Consider the following 16,057-nt stretch of genomic DNA (forward strand, 5'->3'; position numbering starts at 1 on the left):
TTTTTATTAATATAATTCGTACATTAACTAACCTTACTGTAATTATTATATTATATTGTACATATTTTTTCAATACATTTTAGAACATTTTATTTTTTATTTTTATAAAAGTTCGTATTTTAGTTACTTTTTTTCCATATTATAGTATTTATTCCTTAAATATTCGTAATATATGCAAAATCACGTCAAAAACCATTAATTTACATTTCAAAATCAAAAAAGGCTAGAATAAAATTATTCTAGCCTTTAATATTTATTTACTTTTGAGTTGTGTTGTATTCTTCTTTTGTAGCAGGTACTTTTATTTCTCCACTTTTAATTTTCTCTACCACACCATTTACATAATCTAATATTTCTTGTGATACTAATTTTTTTGTTGATTCTGGTATTCCGACACCATTCTCTTTAAGTCCGTATACTTTATTTTCCCCACCAGTTAATTTTCCATCTACTAATTCCTTCGCAGTATCATAAACACCTACATTAACCATTTTTAAAGCTGAAGTTAATACATTATCTGGTGCTAAATCACTTTGGTCTCTATCAACACCTATTGCGAATTTACCTTTTTCTTTAGCTGATTCTATCGCGCCTATACCTGTTGCTCCAGCTGCTGAAAGTATAACATCTATGTTATTTCCATACATTTGATTAGCTATAGATTTCCCTTTAGCTGCATCTCCAAATGTTCCTGCATATTGAGTTTTAACCTCAGCATCTTTATTTGCTTCTTTAACTCCTGCCATATATCCATATTCAAATCTTGATATAACAGGATTTTGCATACCACCTATAAATCCTACATTATTAGTCTTAGTCATTTTTCCCGCTATAAGACCAGTTAAATATGCTGCTTCATTTTCTTTAAACAATATAGGTGTTACATTTTTAGGTATTTCATCATAAGTTTCATCGATTAATACAAATTGTTGATCTGGATAATTTTCAGCTTCTTTCTTTATATCATCCTTCATTGTATTTCCAACACCTATAACTAAATCTACTCCATCATCTATAAGACTTTCCATATTAGTTATATACTCAGATGCTTGTTTTGACTCTATTACTTTAACATCTACTCCAAAATCTTTTTTAGCTTTTTGAAGACCTTCCCAAGCAGATTGATTGAAAGATTCATCATTTATTCCTCCAACATCTGCTACCATACCTATTTTTAAACTTTTATTACTTTTCTCAGTTGTTGCTGTTTTTTCAGACCCACATCCAACTAAGCTTAAAGAAGCCATTATTATAGCTGAACTTACAGCTGTTATCTTTTTAAATTTCATATTTTCCTCCTAAGACATATAGATCTTTAATCATATCTATATGTTGTATAATATTTTCATTTATATTCATAATATCGATTTGTTTTCTATTTTATTTATAAATAAATTGATTATAATAAAGCAAATTTAAGTATAAATACTAATGTTAAAATTACTAACGATAGTTTAACATCTTTTCTTTTGTTTGAAAGTAATTTTAATATAGTGTAAGAAATAATACCAAACATAATACCATCTGCAACACTATATGCTAGTGGCATTATTATAAATGTTAAAAATGCTGGTATTGCATCTGTATAATCACTAAAATCAATTCTAAGTATTGAACTTGCCATCATAAATCCTACTAATATAAGTATAGGAGCTGTTGCTTGAGCTGGTATTGATACAAATAATGGTGCAAAGAATAATGATATAAAGAATAAAATTCCTGTAACACAAGCAGTTAAACCAGTTCTTCCTCCAGCTGCGATTCCTGCTCCACTTTCAACTGTTGTCGCTAAAGTAGATGTACCTAATAATGAAGCTGTAGTTGTAGAGATCGATTCTGCCAATAATGCTTTTTTTACATTTGGCATCTTTCCTTCTTCATCTAATAAATTAGCTCTTTGAGCTATGCCTAATAAAAATCCGATTGAATCAAACATATTAACAAATAAAAGTGTAACAACGATAATTAGCATATCTAAACTAAATATGTCAGCTTTAGTAACCTCAAATACCTTCATAAATACAGGTTGTATAGATGGCGGTAAATCAATTACTCCATTTGGCATAGGAACTATAGCAAACAACATACCTATTGCCGATGTTATTATTATAGATATTAAAAATGCACCATTTACATTTTTAATTAATAATGTAGCTGCTATCATTAATCCTACTATAGAAAGAACTACAACTGGAGATTTTATATTACCTAAAGATATTATAGCTCCACCTTGCTTTATTATTCCTGCATTTACAAGACCTATAAACGTTATAAATAGACCAATTCCAGCAGTTATAGCATGTTTTAAAACTTCAGGCATACATTCTATTATTTTTTCACGAACATTTGTTACTGTTAATAAGACAAATATAATACCTTCTATAAACATTGCACATAATGCGAATTGCCAAGTATATCCCATTCCTAAAACTATTGTATAAGTGAAAAATGCATTAATGCCCATACTAGGTGCTAATATTATAGGATAGTTCGCAAGTAATCCCATTACAAAACAACCAATTCCTGATGCTATAGCTGTTGCTGTAAAAACAGCACCTTTATCCATTCCTGCTTCACCAAGTATATTAGGATTTACAACTAGTATGTATGCTATAGTCATAAATGTTGTTATTCCTGCAAGTGCTTCTATTTTTACATTTGTGTTGTTTTCTTTTAATTTAAATATTTTTTCTAATAAATTTGTATTAGATTGTGCCTGCGATGTATTTTTTTGCACTTTGTATACCTCCTTTAGTAAAATTTTTTGTTAGTGATATAATTACAAAAAATAAAAGGCATTCGCCTTTTATTTTTTGTAATTTGTAAAGTGTTCTATATTCAAGTTGAATTATATTTATATTATTCCCACTCTATAGTTCCTGGTGGTTTAGAAGTTATATCATAAACTACTCTATTTGCTCCATCAACTTCATTTACGATTCTATTAGATATTTTTTCTAATACATCATATGGCATTTTGTACCAATCTGAAGTCATTCCATCAGAAGATGTAACTGCTCTTATACCAACTAAATATGCATAAGTTCTTTCATCACCCATAACTCCAACTGTTTTTACATCTGGTAATGTAGCGAATGCTTGCCATATCTCTTTGTATAACCCATTTTCTTTTAGTATTTCCATGTATATTGCATCTGCTTCTCTTAATATATCGCATCTTTCTTTAGTTACTTCGCCTATAACTCTTATTCCAAGACCAGGTCCTGGGAATGGATGTCTAAATATTAAGTCCTCTTCTATTCCAAGTTCTAAACCTATTTTTCTAACTTCATCTTTGAATAATTCTCTTAATGGCTCTATTATTTCAAATTCTATGTCTTCAGGTATTCCTCCAACATTATGGTGAGATTTTATAGTAGCAGCTTCACCTTGCCCACTTTCTACAACATCTGGATATATAGTTCCTTGAACTAAGAAGTCCATTTTTCCTAATTTATTTGATTCTTCTTCAAACACTCTTATGAATTCTTCCCCAATTACTTTTCTCTTAGCTTCTGGTTCAGTTATCCCTTTTAACTTACCTAAGAATCTATCTTCACAGTTAACTCTTATTAAGTTCATATCAAATCTATCTCTGAATATTCTTTCTACATCATTACCTTCATTTTTTCTAAGTAATCCATGATCTACGAATACACAAGTTAAGTTATCACCTATTGCTCTATGAACAAGTACCGCTGCTACTGATGAATCAACTCCACCACTTAAAGCACATAATACTTTTTTATTTCCTATTTTTTCTTTTAACTCTTTTATTTTGTCACTTATAAATGAATCAGTAGTCCAATCTCCAGTTATCTTACAAACATTGTATAAGAAGTTTTTAAGTATTTTATCTCCTTCTAGACAATGTTCAACTTCTGGATGGAATTGTACTCCATATAATTTTCTTTCTTCATTTTCCATAGCTGCAATAGGACAATCAGTAGTATGTGCAACTGATTTGAATCCTTCAGGTAATTCATCTATTAAATCTGTATGACTCATCCATACAGTGTTTGTTGTTAATCCTTCAAGTATAGTTGATTTTTCATATGTTACTGAAGTCTTTCCATACTCTTTTTCACTGTTGTTCCCTTTTCTTACATTTCCACCTAATATATGAGCCATTACTTGAACGCCATAACATATTCCAAGTATTGGTACACCGATCTCAAATATTTCTTTTGATATCTTAGGAGAATTTTCTAAATATGCACTGTTAGGCCCACCTGTAAATATTATTCCCTTAGGATTCATAGCTTTTATTTTTTCTATATCTGTAGTATATGGAATTATTTCACAGTATACTTTATTTTCTCTTACTCTTCTTGCTATTAATTGGTTATATTGACCACCAAAGTCCATTACAAGTACTAATTCATGCTTCATATATTATATATCTCCTTGTGTGCTATAGTTTGGTGCTTCTTTAGTTATTGTTATATCATGTGGGTGACTTTCTTTAAGAGAAGCTGCTGTTATTTTTATAAATGTTGCAGTATCCATTAAATCTTTTATTGTAGGTGCTCCACAGTATCCCATACCTGCTCTTAATCCACCTATCATTTGATAAACTATCTCTTCTGCCTTACCTTTATATGCAACCATTCCTTCAACACCTTCAGGAACAAGTTTTTTAGCGTCTGTTTGGAAATATCTATCTTTTGAACCTTTTTCCATAGCACCTATAGATCCCATACCTCTATAAGTCTTATATGATCTACCTCTATAAAGAACTGTTTCTCCTGGACTTTCTTCTGTTCCTGCAAATAATGAACCCATCATACATACAGAAGCTCCTGCTGCTAATGCTTTTACAACATCTCCAGAGTACTTTATTCCTCCATCTGCTATTACTGGTACACAATATTTATGCCCAACTTCAGCACAATCCATTACTGCTGTTACTTGAGGCACTCCTATACCTGCAACTACTCTTGTAGTACATATAGATCCTGGTCCTATACCAACTTTAACACAGTCAGCACCAGCTTTTATTAAATCTTCTGTTGCAGATGCTGTTGCTACATTTCCAGCTACAACTTGAAGATCTGGATAAGCTTGTTTAACTTTTTTAACTGCATCCATAACACCCATAGAATGTCCATGAGCACTGTCTAGAACTATTGCATCTACATTAGCTTTAACTAATGCGTCTACTCTGTCCATAAGGTCTGCACTTATTCCAACTGCTGCTCCACATAATAATCTTCCGCGAGCATCTTTTGCTGAATTTGGATATTGTATTTTCTTCTCTATATCCTTTATAGTTATTAAACCTTTTAAATGACCTTCGCCATCTACTATTGGTAATTTTTCTATTTTATGTTGTTTAAGTATTTGTTGTGCTTCTACTAAAGTTACACCTTCTCTTGCAGTTACTAAGTTATCCTTAGTCATAGCATCTTCAATACTTTTAGTCATATCTTTTTCAAATTTAATATCTCTATTAGTTATTATTCCTATTAATTTATTGTCTTTATCAACTATTGGTACTCCTGATATTTTGTATCTCGCCATTATATCATCAGCATCTTGTATGTTGTGATCTTTAGATAAATAGAAAGGATCTACTATAACTCCGCTCTCACTTCTCTTTACTTTATCAACCTCTAATGCTTGTTCTTCTATAGACATATTTTTGTGAATTATTCCTATTCCACCTTGTCTAGCCATAGATATAGCCATTTTAGATTCTGTAACAGTATCCATTCCTGCACTCATTAGAGGAATATTTAATTTTATCGTTTTTGTTAAGTATGTTCCTGTGCTAACATCCTTTGGTAATACCTCAGATTTTTGAGGAACTAATAACACATCGTCAAACGTTAAACCTTCTTTTAGTATAGTTGCCATAGTAGTGCTCCCTTCCTTAATTTATATTATTATACATTATATATAACGAATTTTTAATTACAGTTTTTTGATTTTTGTTCGTGTTTCATATTTGTATAAAAAAAACCTGTATAGTAACTTCATTATTATTCTCATAAAAGTGAAATTACTATACAGGTTTCCAAAATATCGTACTTTATAGCCAACTAATAAGGATTTCTAATCGGCCTATTAGTTTACTTTACTTGATATTCTGATATAATAATTTCACTCATAGTCAAGACATTTACGGTATCTCGGTAGAAACTCTCAGACCTTATTTCCAAGTATATACGAGTGATATATTGTATTCAGTTTATAAATTTTTTCTTTAAGTTAAATCCTAATTTATCAAAATTTTTTGTTTATGTCAATAAGTTTAAGTCAAATTTTTTGTTTATAATATAATTTATTTTATATAGTAGTTGATTTAGTGGGATTTCGTGTTTATTTGCAATTTTCTTACAATCTTCATATTCAGGCGTTACTTTTATTATTTTCCCATTATAATAACCTAATTTAACATTTACTAATCCATAAGGGGTATCAATTTCAGCGAATTTTCTAGTTAGTATTTTTCTATTGTATTCATGGTATCTTACTCCAAATGTAGTAGTTTCTATAAGTAATAAATCTATAAACTTTTCTAAATCACTCTTTTTACATAAAATTGACAGTTTAGTTGCAGGTCTATTTTTTTTCATATATATACTTTCTGTATATACATCAAGCGCTCCATCTTTTAAAACTTTCTCATATAAATATGAATATATCTCAGAGGACATATCATCAATGTTCGCATTTATTTCATATATTATTTCTTCTTTTTTTTTACTCCTAAAATAGTTCTCAACATATTTGGTATTTCAAACTTTTTATGCCCAATCCCATATCCGATTTGATTAACCTCAAATTCTAGTTCATCTACAAACTCGTCACACAACGTTTTTATTATCGCTGCACCTGTTGGAGTTGTACATTCGCCTTTAACACTATTTAACTTAATTGGAGTTCCTCTAAGTATTTCTATAGTTGCAGGCGCTGGAACAGGCATCATTCCATGATCACATTTTACAAACCCAGATCCTACAGGTATAGTACTAGAATATATTTTGTCTATGTTAAGTAAATCTATTAATATAGATGTCCCTATTATATCAACTATAGAATCTATACCACCAACTTCATGAAAGTGTATTTTATCTATTGTAGTTCCATGAACCTTAGCTTCAGCTTCACCTATAGTCATAAATATATTCTTCGACATATCTTTTATATTTTCATTTAAATCACTTTTATCAATTATGTCAAATATATCTACTAAATGCCTATGTGCATGAGTTTCTTTAGTTAGCACGTCCACATTAGTACCTATTATTCCACTTTCATTTTTAGAACATACTTTTATTTCAAATTCATCACTTATATTTAGTTTTTTTATTTCTTCTAAAAATAATTCTTTTGGTACTCCTAAGTTTAGTAAACTAGCTAGCGTCATATCACCAGAAATTCCGTTCACTATATCAAAGTAAAGTATTCTTTGCTCCATTTTTTTCTCCTTAAATTCAATCTATTTTAATTTATTTATAGTGGCAGCTAGATATCCCGCACCAAAACCATTATCAATATTAACTACCGATATACCTGATGCGCAACTATTTAACATTGTAAGAAGTGCTGACACTCCTCCAAAATTAGCACCATATCCTACAGATGTAGGAACCGCTATTATAGGTACGTCTACAAGACCTCCTACTACGCTTGGTAGTGCTCCTTCCATACCTGCGACTGCAACTATCACTCTAGCTTCTTCTAGTATATGCCTGCGGCTTAATAATCTATGTATGCCAGCTACACCTACATCATAAATTCTTTCTACATCATTACCTAAAAATTTAGCAGTATAATAAGCTTCATCCGCAACAGGAATATCTGAAGTTCCCCCTGTTAGCACTAAAATTTTACCCTTACCTATATTAACAATATCATGATTTTTTATTTTTAATATTTTTGATAATTCTTCATACTCTGCATTATTATAGATTTTTTTAATTTTATCAAACGTTTCTTTTCTACATCTAGTTCCCAATATATTAGAATCTTTTTCCTTCATTTTTTCTATTATACCTAATATTTGCTCATCACTTTTTCCTTCACAATAAATCACTTCTGGATATCCATTTCTTAGTTGTCTATGATGATCTATATTTGCATACCCTAAATCCTCATAAGGTAAATTCTTAAGTTTATCTAGTGCATACTCTATATCTATATTATTATTTTTTACATCCTCTAATATTTTTTTTAAATCCATTCATTCACCCCTAATTAATCATATAATATTTTTTATTTTGATATTAGTATATAATATTTTCATTACATATTGTACATTCATATAAAAACAATGTAATTTAATTATTAACATTATCACATAATAATACATTAATCGCTAAATTAGTTTATTTATTGATATATTTCGCTTTTTATGGTAAAATGTGGTTAATATTTTAATATTAAAAATCAGTTTCAAACTCACTTAAAACATAAATTATACAATTTTTTAGATAGTAATCATAACGCTATTTCACGGCAGAGAATTAACAAATTCACGTTGATACTCTGCCTTTTTTGAGTATAAAATATCATTATATAGTTTAAAGACTATAAATTATATAAGCAATATTAATTTTATAAATTTAATACATTAAGGAGTTGGGCTTTATGAAAAAATTTAATATTCATTCTTTAACTTTTAAGTTGTGTATAGCTATTATAGCTTTCGCAATAATACCCACAAGTATTATGTCATATTTTTTGTTTACACAATCAAAAGATAACTTACTAGAAGAACAAAAAAAATCTATAAATAGTCAATTATCTTTAGTAAGTAATAATATTGATAGTATATTTGATAATATGATCGATAATGCTTCTTATTTTACCAACAATAGTTCATTAAAAAAAGCAGATAATTCAATAACATCTTATTTAGATAATACTTCAGATATCGTTATGACCCCTCAATCAAACGGAAAAGTAGAATCTGATATTTTTAACATTTTTGATGAGTTTGGAACTAGTCACCCGCTATATCAATATATGTTTATGGGAACTGAATCTGGAGGTTTTGTTTTATATCCAGATGGTAATTTAAAAGGTAAATTTGATCCACGAGAAAGACCATGGTATCCTAATGCAAAAAAAGCTGATGGCAAAGCTGTTATAGGTTCTCCATACTATTATGAAAGTGATGATATATCAATAGTTGGCATCTCACAGGCAGTTAAAAATGATGCAGGAGATATTGTAGGTGTAATTGGAATTGATACAAGCCTTAAGAAAGTAACAGAAATGTTTGAAAATGTCAGTAAAAGTAGTAACGGATATTATATGTTAGTTGATAAAGATGGTACTATAATTGCTGATCCAAGTAATCCTGACAATAATTTTAAAAAATTATCAAAAGTTTATAACGAAAATTTTGTTTCATCTGTTAATCAAAATGCATCTTTCAAAAAAATTGATGTAAACGGGAATTCTTCTTATGTAACATCTATTGCTTCTGAAAAAACTAATTGGAATTATGTAGCTGTTATTTCTGAATCTAAGCTATTAAGTAGTTTGAATGAAATGACAAGAATTTCTTTATTAGCATTAGTAGTCATATTAATAATTTCTGTAATAATTGCACTTATTATAGCATTTAATATCGCTCGCCCTTTAAAAAAATTAACAAACATAACAAATAATTTAGCTAAGGGCAATTTAGATGCCGAAATTAGCATTAAATCAAATGATGAAATTGGACAGTTAGCTGTTTCTATGCAATCATTGGTAAGTCGATTAAAGTCATATATAGAGTATATAGACGAAATATCTTATTTGTTATCAGAATTAGGAAAAGGGAACTTAGAACTTACATTTAACCAAAACTATGATGGCGAGTTCGAACTAATTAAAAATTCTTTAGTAAATACATCTAATATGTTAAATAGTACGCTTTCTCAGATTAATGTATCTGCTGAACAAGTTGCAATTGGTTCAAATCAAGTTTCATATGGCGCACAACAACTTTCTCAAGGTGCAACCGAGCAAGCAAGTTCTATCGAAGAGCTTTCTGCTACAATAAATGAAATATCAACTAAAATTAAAGAAACTGATCATAGTGCAACTAAAGCAAAAGAAATATCTTCAGATTCAAACAAAGTTATAGCTCAGGGTCAAAAACAAATGCAAGAAATGATTGCTGCAATGGATGAAATTAGCAATACATCAAATGAAATCAGAAAAATAATTAAAAATATAGATGATGTTGCATTCCAAACTAATATTCTTGCGCTTAATGCTGCTGTAGAAGCTGCACGTGCAGGAGAAGCTGGAAAAGGTTTCGCAGTCGTTGCAGATGAAGTAAGAAATCTAGCTGCTAAATCTGCTGAAAGCGCAAAAAATACAGCAATACTTATTGAAAATTCAATTATTGCAGTAGAAAAAGGTACAAAAACTGTTGCTGAAACAGCTACATCTCTTGAAAAAGTTGTAATAGGATCTAGAAAGTCTGTTGAAGTTATACAATATATTGCAGATATGAGTAATGAACAATCTCAATCTATAGATCAAATAAATATTGGTGTAGAACAAATTTCAGTGGTAATTCAAACAAATAGTGCAACAGCAGAAGAAAGTGCTGCTGCTAGTGAAGAGCTTTCAGCTCAAGCTGTAATGTTGACTGATTTACTTAGTAATTTTAAACTAAAGGATAAATAATTTTTAAATAGATACATAGTAATACTTAAATTTCTAAATTAACTAAAAAGTGTACTTAATGATTATTATCATAAAGTACACTTTTTCACATTATATATCCTTTGTATTTTATTTAAAATAAAATAATTCTTCAAAACTTTTATCTAAAGCAATGCAAATAAGTAACGCTAACTTTGCACTAGGACAAAACTGTAAATTTTCAATAGAACTTATAGTTTGTCTTGATACTCCGATATCCTTAGCTAGCTGATCTTGCGATATTTTTTTTTCAGCTCTAGCTACTCTAATTTTATTATTTAATATTATTTCGTTTTTCATATATCTCCTTATATTGTATCTACTATATAGTTTGCTAAATAAACTATTGAAGTAAATATTCCAAGTACCGCTGCATATATATATGTTGTATTCTTAGAAGCTTTATATCTTCCATATGACTCCATACCTAGATATGCAAACATCATTGATAGAAAGCCCATATTTCTAATGCCACTAATAAAATTATATATTATAACTATACTAAGTATACTTAGTATTCCTTTTACCCCCCATTTATTAGCTTTATTATCAATGTATTCTATCCCTTCATCTTTAGGCTTACTCGCTTTATATTTTTCTAGTATTTCCTTCTTATTCATATATAAACACCCCTTTTATAATTACCTTAATAGTAAAGTTTGTTTATATAAATGTCAAGTATGTAAGACATTATTACAAATAAACTTGTCATTTTTTTATTATATTTAGGCATAATAAAAGAGTGATTTTCATCACTCTTTTCATAATCAATATTATTTTAATTACATCATCCCTGGCATACCGCCACCCATACCTGGCATTGCAGGTTCTGAAGATGGTATATCTGCAACAGCAGCTTCTGTTGTTAAAAATACTCCAGCTATAGATGCTGCATTTTGTAGTGCAGTTCTAGTAACCTTAGTAGGGTCAACTATACCAGTTTCTATCATATTTACATATTTTTCATTTAAAGCATCAAATCCTATTTCAGGATCCTCACTCATTACTCTTTGTATTATCACAGCACCTTCAAGACCTGCATTTATTGCAATTTGTCTTAATGGTTCTTCTAGTGATTTTCTTATTATTTTAGCACCTATTTGTTCTTCACCTTCAAGAGCTTCTACTAACTTATCTAAAGCTGGTATTACACTTACAAAAGCAGTACCTCCACCAGCAACTATACCTTCTTCTACAGCTGCTCTTGTAGCATTAAGTGCATCTTCTATTCTTAATTTCTTTTCTTTCATTTCAACTTCTGTAGCAGCTCCAACTTTTATAACAGCTACTCCACCAGCTAATTTAGCTAATCTCTCCATTAATTTTTCTTTATCAAATTCAGAAGTAGTTTCTTCTACTTGATGTTTTATTTGATTTACTCTACTTTCTATAGCAGTTTTATCTCCATAACCATCTACTATAGTAGTGCTATCTTTAGTTACTTTAACTGAAGACGCTCTACCTAACATAGTTACATCAGTTTCTTTTAAATCATATCCTAGTTCTTCAGATATTACTTGCCCACCAGTAAGTGTAGCTATATCTTCAAGCATTGCTTTTCTTCTATCTCCAAATCCCGGAGCTTTAACAGCAACAACTTCAAATGTTCCTCTTAATTTATTAACTACTAATGTAGATAAAGCTTCACCATCAACATCTTCAGCTACTATTAATAATTTTTTACCTTGTTGAACTATTTGTTCAAGAACTGGTAATATTTCTTGTATATTAGATATTTTCTTATCTGTTATTAATATGTATGGGTCATTTAAAACAGCTTCCATTTTATCTACATCTGTTACCATATACGCAGATACAAATCCTCTGTCAAATTGCATACCTTCAACAGCATCTAATTCAGTATGCATAGTCTTAGATTCTTCAACTGTTATAACTCCATCTTTTCCTACTATTTCCATAGCCTCTGCTATTAATTTACCTACTTCTTCATCTCCAGCAGATATAGAAGCAACTTGAGATATAGATTCTTTAGAATCTATAGTTCTTGATTGATTCTTTAATTCTTCAACAGCTACTTCAACAGATTTTTGTATACCTTTTCTTATTAATACTGGGTTAGCTCCAGCTGTTACATTTTTTAATCCTTCTCTTATTATAGCTTGAGCTAAAACTGTAGCAGTTGTTGTTCCATCTCCTGCAACATCATTAGTTTTAGTAGCAACTTCTTTAACTAATTGAGCTCCCATATTTTCAAATCTATCTTCTAACTCTATTTCTTTAGCTATTGTAACACCATCATTAGTTATAAGAGGTGCACCAAATTTTTTATCTAATATAACATTTCTTCCTTTAGGTCCTAGTGTAACTTTTACTGTATCTGCTAATTTGTTTACACCAGTTTCTAAAGCTCTTCTTGTTTCTTCAGCAAACTTAATTTCTTTAGCCATCTTAACCCCTCCTAATTATTATTCAACTACAGCTAATATATCGCCTTGTTTTAATATTGTGTATTCTTTTCCTTCTAATTTCACTTCTGTTCCTGCATATTTTTGGAATATAACTTTATCTCCAACCTTTAATTCCATAACTATTTCTTTTCCATCAACAACTCCACCTGGTCCAACTTCAACAACTTCAGCCATTTGAGGTTGCTCTTTAGCTGCTCCTGGTAAAACTATCCCACTTGCAGTTTTCTCTTCAGCTTCTAATTTTTTAATCACTACTCTATCACCTAATGGTCTTATCTTCATGATTTTTACCTCCTAAATGAATTGTTTATATTATAAGGAATTTATTTAATTCCACTTTTAACATTTTATAATTTAAATAATAATATATGTAATAAAATTAAATATACTACAACAACTTTATCACTCTATCAACAAGAGTGCTAACAATTATTATAGTATACTAATTACCCGTAAGTTTCAATACTTTTTAGCAAATATTTATAATATAGGTGAAAATAATCTAGCTATTGATTCGCTAATTTTTTTCATCATTTTTCTATTATTAAAATCAACATCTTTTATCTCTTCACTGTTCTTTAAATCTTCGAAAAAATCATCAGTTATTACTTTAACTACTTTCTCATCATATATGAATGCGTTTATTTCAAAATTAAGCATAAAACTTCTCAAATCCATATTTGCAGAACCTGTAGAAGCTATTTTATCATCAATTATCATAACCTTTGAATGTATAAATCCTTTTGTATAAAGATATACTTTTCCACCTGATCTTAATATATCATCAAAATATGAATAAGATGCATTATTAACCATTTTGTGGTCTGCAATCTTAGGGAAGATTATTCTTACATCTACTCCACTTAGAGCTGCACTCTTTAGTGCTATTAATAAACTTTCATCAGGTATAAAATAAGGAGTTTCTATATATATGCTCTTTTTAGCTTGGCATATAGCAGAAAAATATGCATAATGTATTGCTTCCCAGTCACTATCTGGACCACTTGCAACTACTTGAACCATACTATCTCCGCAGTAATCCATCTTTGGAAAATATTCTTTTAAATCAATAGCATCTCTAGTTGTATAATACCAATCTATTAAAAATATCATTTGTAACATATATACTGAAGTTCCTTTTATCCTAATATGTGTATCTCTCCAGTATCCGAATTTTTTATTTCTTCCTAAATATTCATCACCTATATTTATTCCACCTGTGTATCCAATATTACCGTCTATTACAACTATTTTTCTATGATTTCTATAGTTTAATTTCCCTCCTATAAAAGGAAGCTTTGCTGGTAAAAATGGCATGATTTCTATACCACTTTTTTTCATTTCATTGAAAAATTTTCTATGAAACCAAAATCTCCAACAACCCACATCATCATATAAAATTCTTACCTTTACACCTTCTTTTACTTTTTCTATAAGTAGGTTTTTTATTTTTCTACCTATCTCACTATCTTTTATTATGAAGTACTCTAAATGTATATGATTTTTTGCTTCCTTTATATCCCTTAATAAATTATCAAATTTTTCATTTCCATCTACATATACATCTATTTTATTATTTGATGTAAATGGAAACATTCCTGTATTTAATAAAAGACTTATAACTCTTTTCTTTGCATATTCTTCTTCTTCTTCGTCTTCATCTTCTAATATTTTTCGTTTTATTGAACTTTGTTCTAATTCTACAAGTTCTTGTATTTCTTTCAAATTTTCAAATAAGTTTTTTTCCTTTATATTGTGTGCTAACTTTTGTGTTTTAAATAACTTTCTTTTTCTTATATTTCTGCCAAAAACTGCGTATATTACTAACCCGATTCCCGGAAGTAATATAAATATTAATAACCATGTTACAGTTCTAGCAGGGTCTCTATTTTCAAGTATAATAGACATTGAAATTATCGCTCCAGCTATATAAGATATTATTAAATAACTTAAAAATAAAACTCCTACAACACTCATGGCCAATACCTCTTTTACTTATCTTCCTATACCAAGTTCTCTTGCATAATAGAATAGATACTGTTGTGCATACCCAGACAAATCTTCAAATTTATCTATCGCATAGATTCTTATCTTAGGTAAGCTCATATCTTCATTAACATAAAATTCTTGCATAACTCTTTTTACCCATACATCAACTGGGAAAGTATCAAGTTTTGTCATTCCAAACAAGGCAATGCAATCTGCTACTTTAGGTCCTACTCCATTAAATTTAGTTAATTCTTTTATACATTCATCAGTGCTTAAACTTGTATATTCAGACATATTTTTATTATTTTCAATTACGCTCTCAGTTGTACTTTTTATATATTTATCTCTAAATCCAGTCTGACATGCTCTTATTTCTTCTTGAGTTGCTTTGTTTAATTCCTCTGGTGTTGGAAATGCATAATAATCTTTTCCTTTATAATCACCTATATATTTACCAAATTTTCTAGATAAATTTTCAATAGCCTTTTGTATCATAGGAATCCTGTTGTTTGAAGAAATTATAAATGAAATTAACATTTCCCATTCATCTTGTCTTAAAATTCTTATTCCCCATCCAAAATCCGCTGCTGTATCTAAATATTTATCCATATTTTTTAGTTTGTTTTTTATTTTTGTGTAATTTGTCCCCAAATCAAAGTAATTATACCAAATGCTATTAAACTCCTCTAAATTAGTATTATCTAAATAAATTTTATCATCTATTCTAATTACATTTATTACTTTTCCTTTAGCAACGCCTGTATATGAGCCATCTTCTTGTTTGTGCCATCTAAAACATTGTCCACATTCAAATATATGCTTTGGATCAAAATCTGATACTCCCTCTAGTATAACACGATTATCTTTTTCATAAACATTCATTATTTTTCTCCTTTTTGGGTATATATATTTATTATCAATAGTCTTAATTTACCCAACTTTAGCATAGATTAAATAATTTTTTAATATATGCTACTTAA

General features: G+C 29.2%; 12 protein-coding genes, 1 pseudogene and 1 riboswitch. Of the genes and pseudogenes, 1 reads left to right on the forward strand and 12 read right to left on the reverse strand.

Annotated elements, in window-relative coordinates:
- Positions 1-257: 257 nt before the first annotated feature.
- The 6 genes and pseudogenes from QOZ84_RS12415 to larB all read right to left on the reverse strand — a co-directional run bounded on the left by QOZ84_RS12415 (position 258) and on the right by larB (position 8,191).
- A complete protein-coding gene (locus QOZ84_RS12415) occupies positions 258-1,289 on the reverse strand; it encodes a BMP family lipoprotein (RefSeq protein WP_284133284.1) in 1,032 nt (343 codons plus the stop codon).
- Positions 1,290-1,399: 110 nt separating this feature from the next.
- Positions 1,400-2,737 (reverse strand): NCS2 family permease, encoded by a 1,338-nt coding sequence (locus tag QOZ84_RS12420; protein WP_284133285.1) that lies wholly within the window; start codon positions 2,735-2,737, stop codon positions 1,400-1,402.
- A 122-nt stretch (positions 2,738-2,859) separates the two neighbouring features.
- A complete protein-coding gene (guaA, locus tag QOZ84_RS12425) occupies positions 2,860-4,392 on the reverse strand; it encodes a glutamine-hydrolyzing GMP synthase (protein WP_284133286.1) in 1,533 nt (510 codons plus the stop codon).
- A gap of 3 nt (positions 4,393-4,395) precedes the next feature.
- On the reverse strand, positions 4,396-5,859 hold the full coding sequence (gene guaB / locus QOZ84_RS12430) for an IMP dehydrogenase (RefSeq protein WP_284133287.1): 1,464 nt from the start codon (positions 5,857-5,859) through the stop codon (positions 4,396-4,398).
- Positions 5,860-6,092: 233 nt separating this feature from the next.
- Positions 6,093-6,194: riboswitch (purine riboswitch) on the reverse strand.
- 48 nt (positions 6,195-6,242) lie between these two features.
- A pseudogene (larC, locus tag QOZ84_RS12435) lies at positions 6,243-7,426 on the reverse strand (nickel pincer cofactor biosynthesis protein LarC).
- 21 nt (positions 7,427-7,447) lie between these two features.
- Complete coding sequence (larB, locus tag QOZ84_RS12440) at positions 7,448-8,191, reverse strand: nickel pincer cofactor biosynthesis protein LarB (protein ID WP_284133288.1); 744 nt, start codon at positions 8,189-8,191, stop codon at positions 7,448-7,450.
- Positions 8,192-8,598: 407 nt separating this feature from the next.
- Between larB and QOZ84_RS12445 the strand changes: the two genes are divergently transcribed.
- Complete coding sequence (locus QOZ84_RS12445; RefSeq protein ID WP_284133289.1) at positions 8,599-10,641, forward strand: methyl-accepting chemotaxis protein; 2,043 nt, start codon at positions 8,599-8,601, stop codon at positions 10,639-10,641.
- Positions 10,642-10,749: 108 nt separating this feature from the next.
- Here QOZ84_RS12445 and QOZ84_RS12450 read toward each other — a convergent pair whose 3' ends face one another.
- The 6 genes from QOZ84_RS12450 to QOZ84_RS12475 all read right to left on the reverse strand — a co-directional run bounded on the left by QOZ84_RS12450 (position 10,750) and on the right by QOZ84_RS12475 (position 15,959).
- The gene (locus QOZ84_RS12450; RefSeq protein WP_284133290.1) at positions 10,750-10,959 is read right to left on the reverse strand and encodes a helix-turn-helix transcriptional regulator; all 210 of its coding nucleotides are present in this window, start codon (positions 10,957-10,959) and stop codon (positions 10,750-10,752) included.
- Between the two features lie 8 nt (positions 10,960-10,967).
- Positions 10,968-11,279 (reverse strand): DUF6442 family protein, encoded by a 312-nt coding sequence (locus QOZ84_RS12455; RefSeq protein WP_284133291.1) that lies wholly within the window; start codon positions 11,277-11,279, stop codon positions 10,968-10,970.
- 162 nt (positions 11,280-11,441) lie between these two features.
- Entirely contained in the window at positions 11,442-13,067 is a 1,626-nt protein-coding gene (gene groL / locus QOZ84_RS12460; RefSeq protein ID WP_284133292.1) for a chaperonin GroEL, read from the reverse strand.
- A gap of 18 nt (positions 13,068-13,085) precedes the next feature.
- Positions 13,086-13,370: a co-chaperone GroES gene (groES, locus tag QOZ84_RS12465; protein WP_284133293.1), complete on the reverse strand. Its 285-nt coding sequence runs from the start codon at positions 13,368-13,370 to the stop codon at positions 13,086-13,088.
- A gap of 198 nt (positions 13,371-13,568) precedes the next feature.
- The gene (gene cls / locus QOZ84_RS12470; RefSeq protein WP_284133294.1) at positions 13,569-15,065 is read right to left on the reverse strand and encodes a cardiolipin synthase; all 1,497 of its coding nucleotides are present in this window, start codon (positions 15,063-15,065) and stop codon (positions 13,569-13,571) included.
- A gap of 18 nt (positions 15,066-15,083) precedes the next feature.
- Positions 15,084-15,959 (reverse strand): DNA-3-methyladenine glycosylase family protein, encoded by an 876-nt coding sequence (locus QOZ84_RS12475; protein WP_284133295.1) that lies wholly within the window; start codon positions 15,957-15,959, stop codon positions 15,084-15,086.
- Between the last annotated feature and the right edge of the window lie 98 nt (positions 15,960-16,057).

The organism is Romboutsia sedimentorum (assembly GCF_030131845.1).
GTDB classification, from domain to species: Bacteria; Bacillota; Clostridia; order Peptostreptococcales; family Peptostreptococcaceae; genus Romboutsia_D; species Romboutsia_D sedimentorum.

Coding starts and splice junctions, on each gene's coding strand:
- cls (WP_284133294.1), bottom strand. CDS start 15,065: ATGAGTGTTGTAGGAGTTTTATTTTTAAGTTATTTAATAATATCTTAT.
- QOZ84_RS12455 (WP_284133291.1), bottom strand. CDS start 11,279: ATGAATAAGAAGGAAATACTAGAAAAATATAAAGCGAGTAAGCCTAAA.
- guaB (WP_284133287.1), bottom strand. CDS start 5,859: ATGGCAACTATACTAAAAGAAGGTTTAACGTTTGACGATGTGTTATTA.
- QOZ84_RS12415 (WP_284133284.1), bottom strand. CDS start 1,289: ATGAAATTTAAAAAGATAACAGCTGTAAGTTCAGCTATAATAATGGCT.
- QOZ84_RS12475 (WP_284133295.1), bottom strand. CDS start 15,959: ATGAATGTTTATGAAAAAGATAATCGTGTTATACTAGAGGGAGTATCA.
- groES (WP_284133293.1), bottom strand. CDS start 13,370: ATGAAGATAAGACCATTAGGTGATAGAGTAGTGATTAAAAAATTAGAA.
- groL (WP_284133292.1), bottom strand. CDS start 13,067: ATGGCTAAAGAAATTAAGTTTGCTGAAGAAACAAGAAGAGCTTTAGAA.
- QOZ84_RS12450 (WP_284133290.1), bottom strand. CDS start 10,959: ATGAAAAACGAAATAATATTAAATAATAAAATTAGAGTAGCTAGAGCT.
- QOZ84_RS12445 (WP_284133289.1), top strand. CDS start 8,599: ATGAAAAAATTTAATATTCATTCTTTAACTTTTAAGTTGTGTATAGCT.
- guaA (WP_284133286.1), bottom strand. CDS start 4,392: ATGAAGCATGAATTAGTACTTGTAATGGACTTTGGTGGTCAATATAAC.
- larB (WP_284133288.1), bottom strand. CDS start 8,191: ATGGATTTAAAAAAAATATTAGAGGATGTAAAAAATAATAATATAGAT.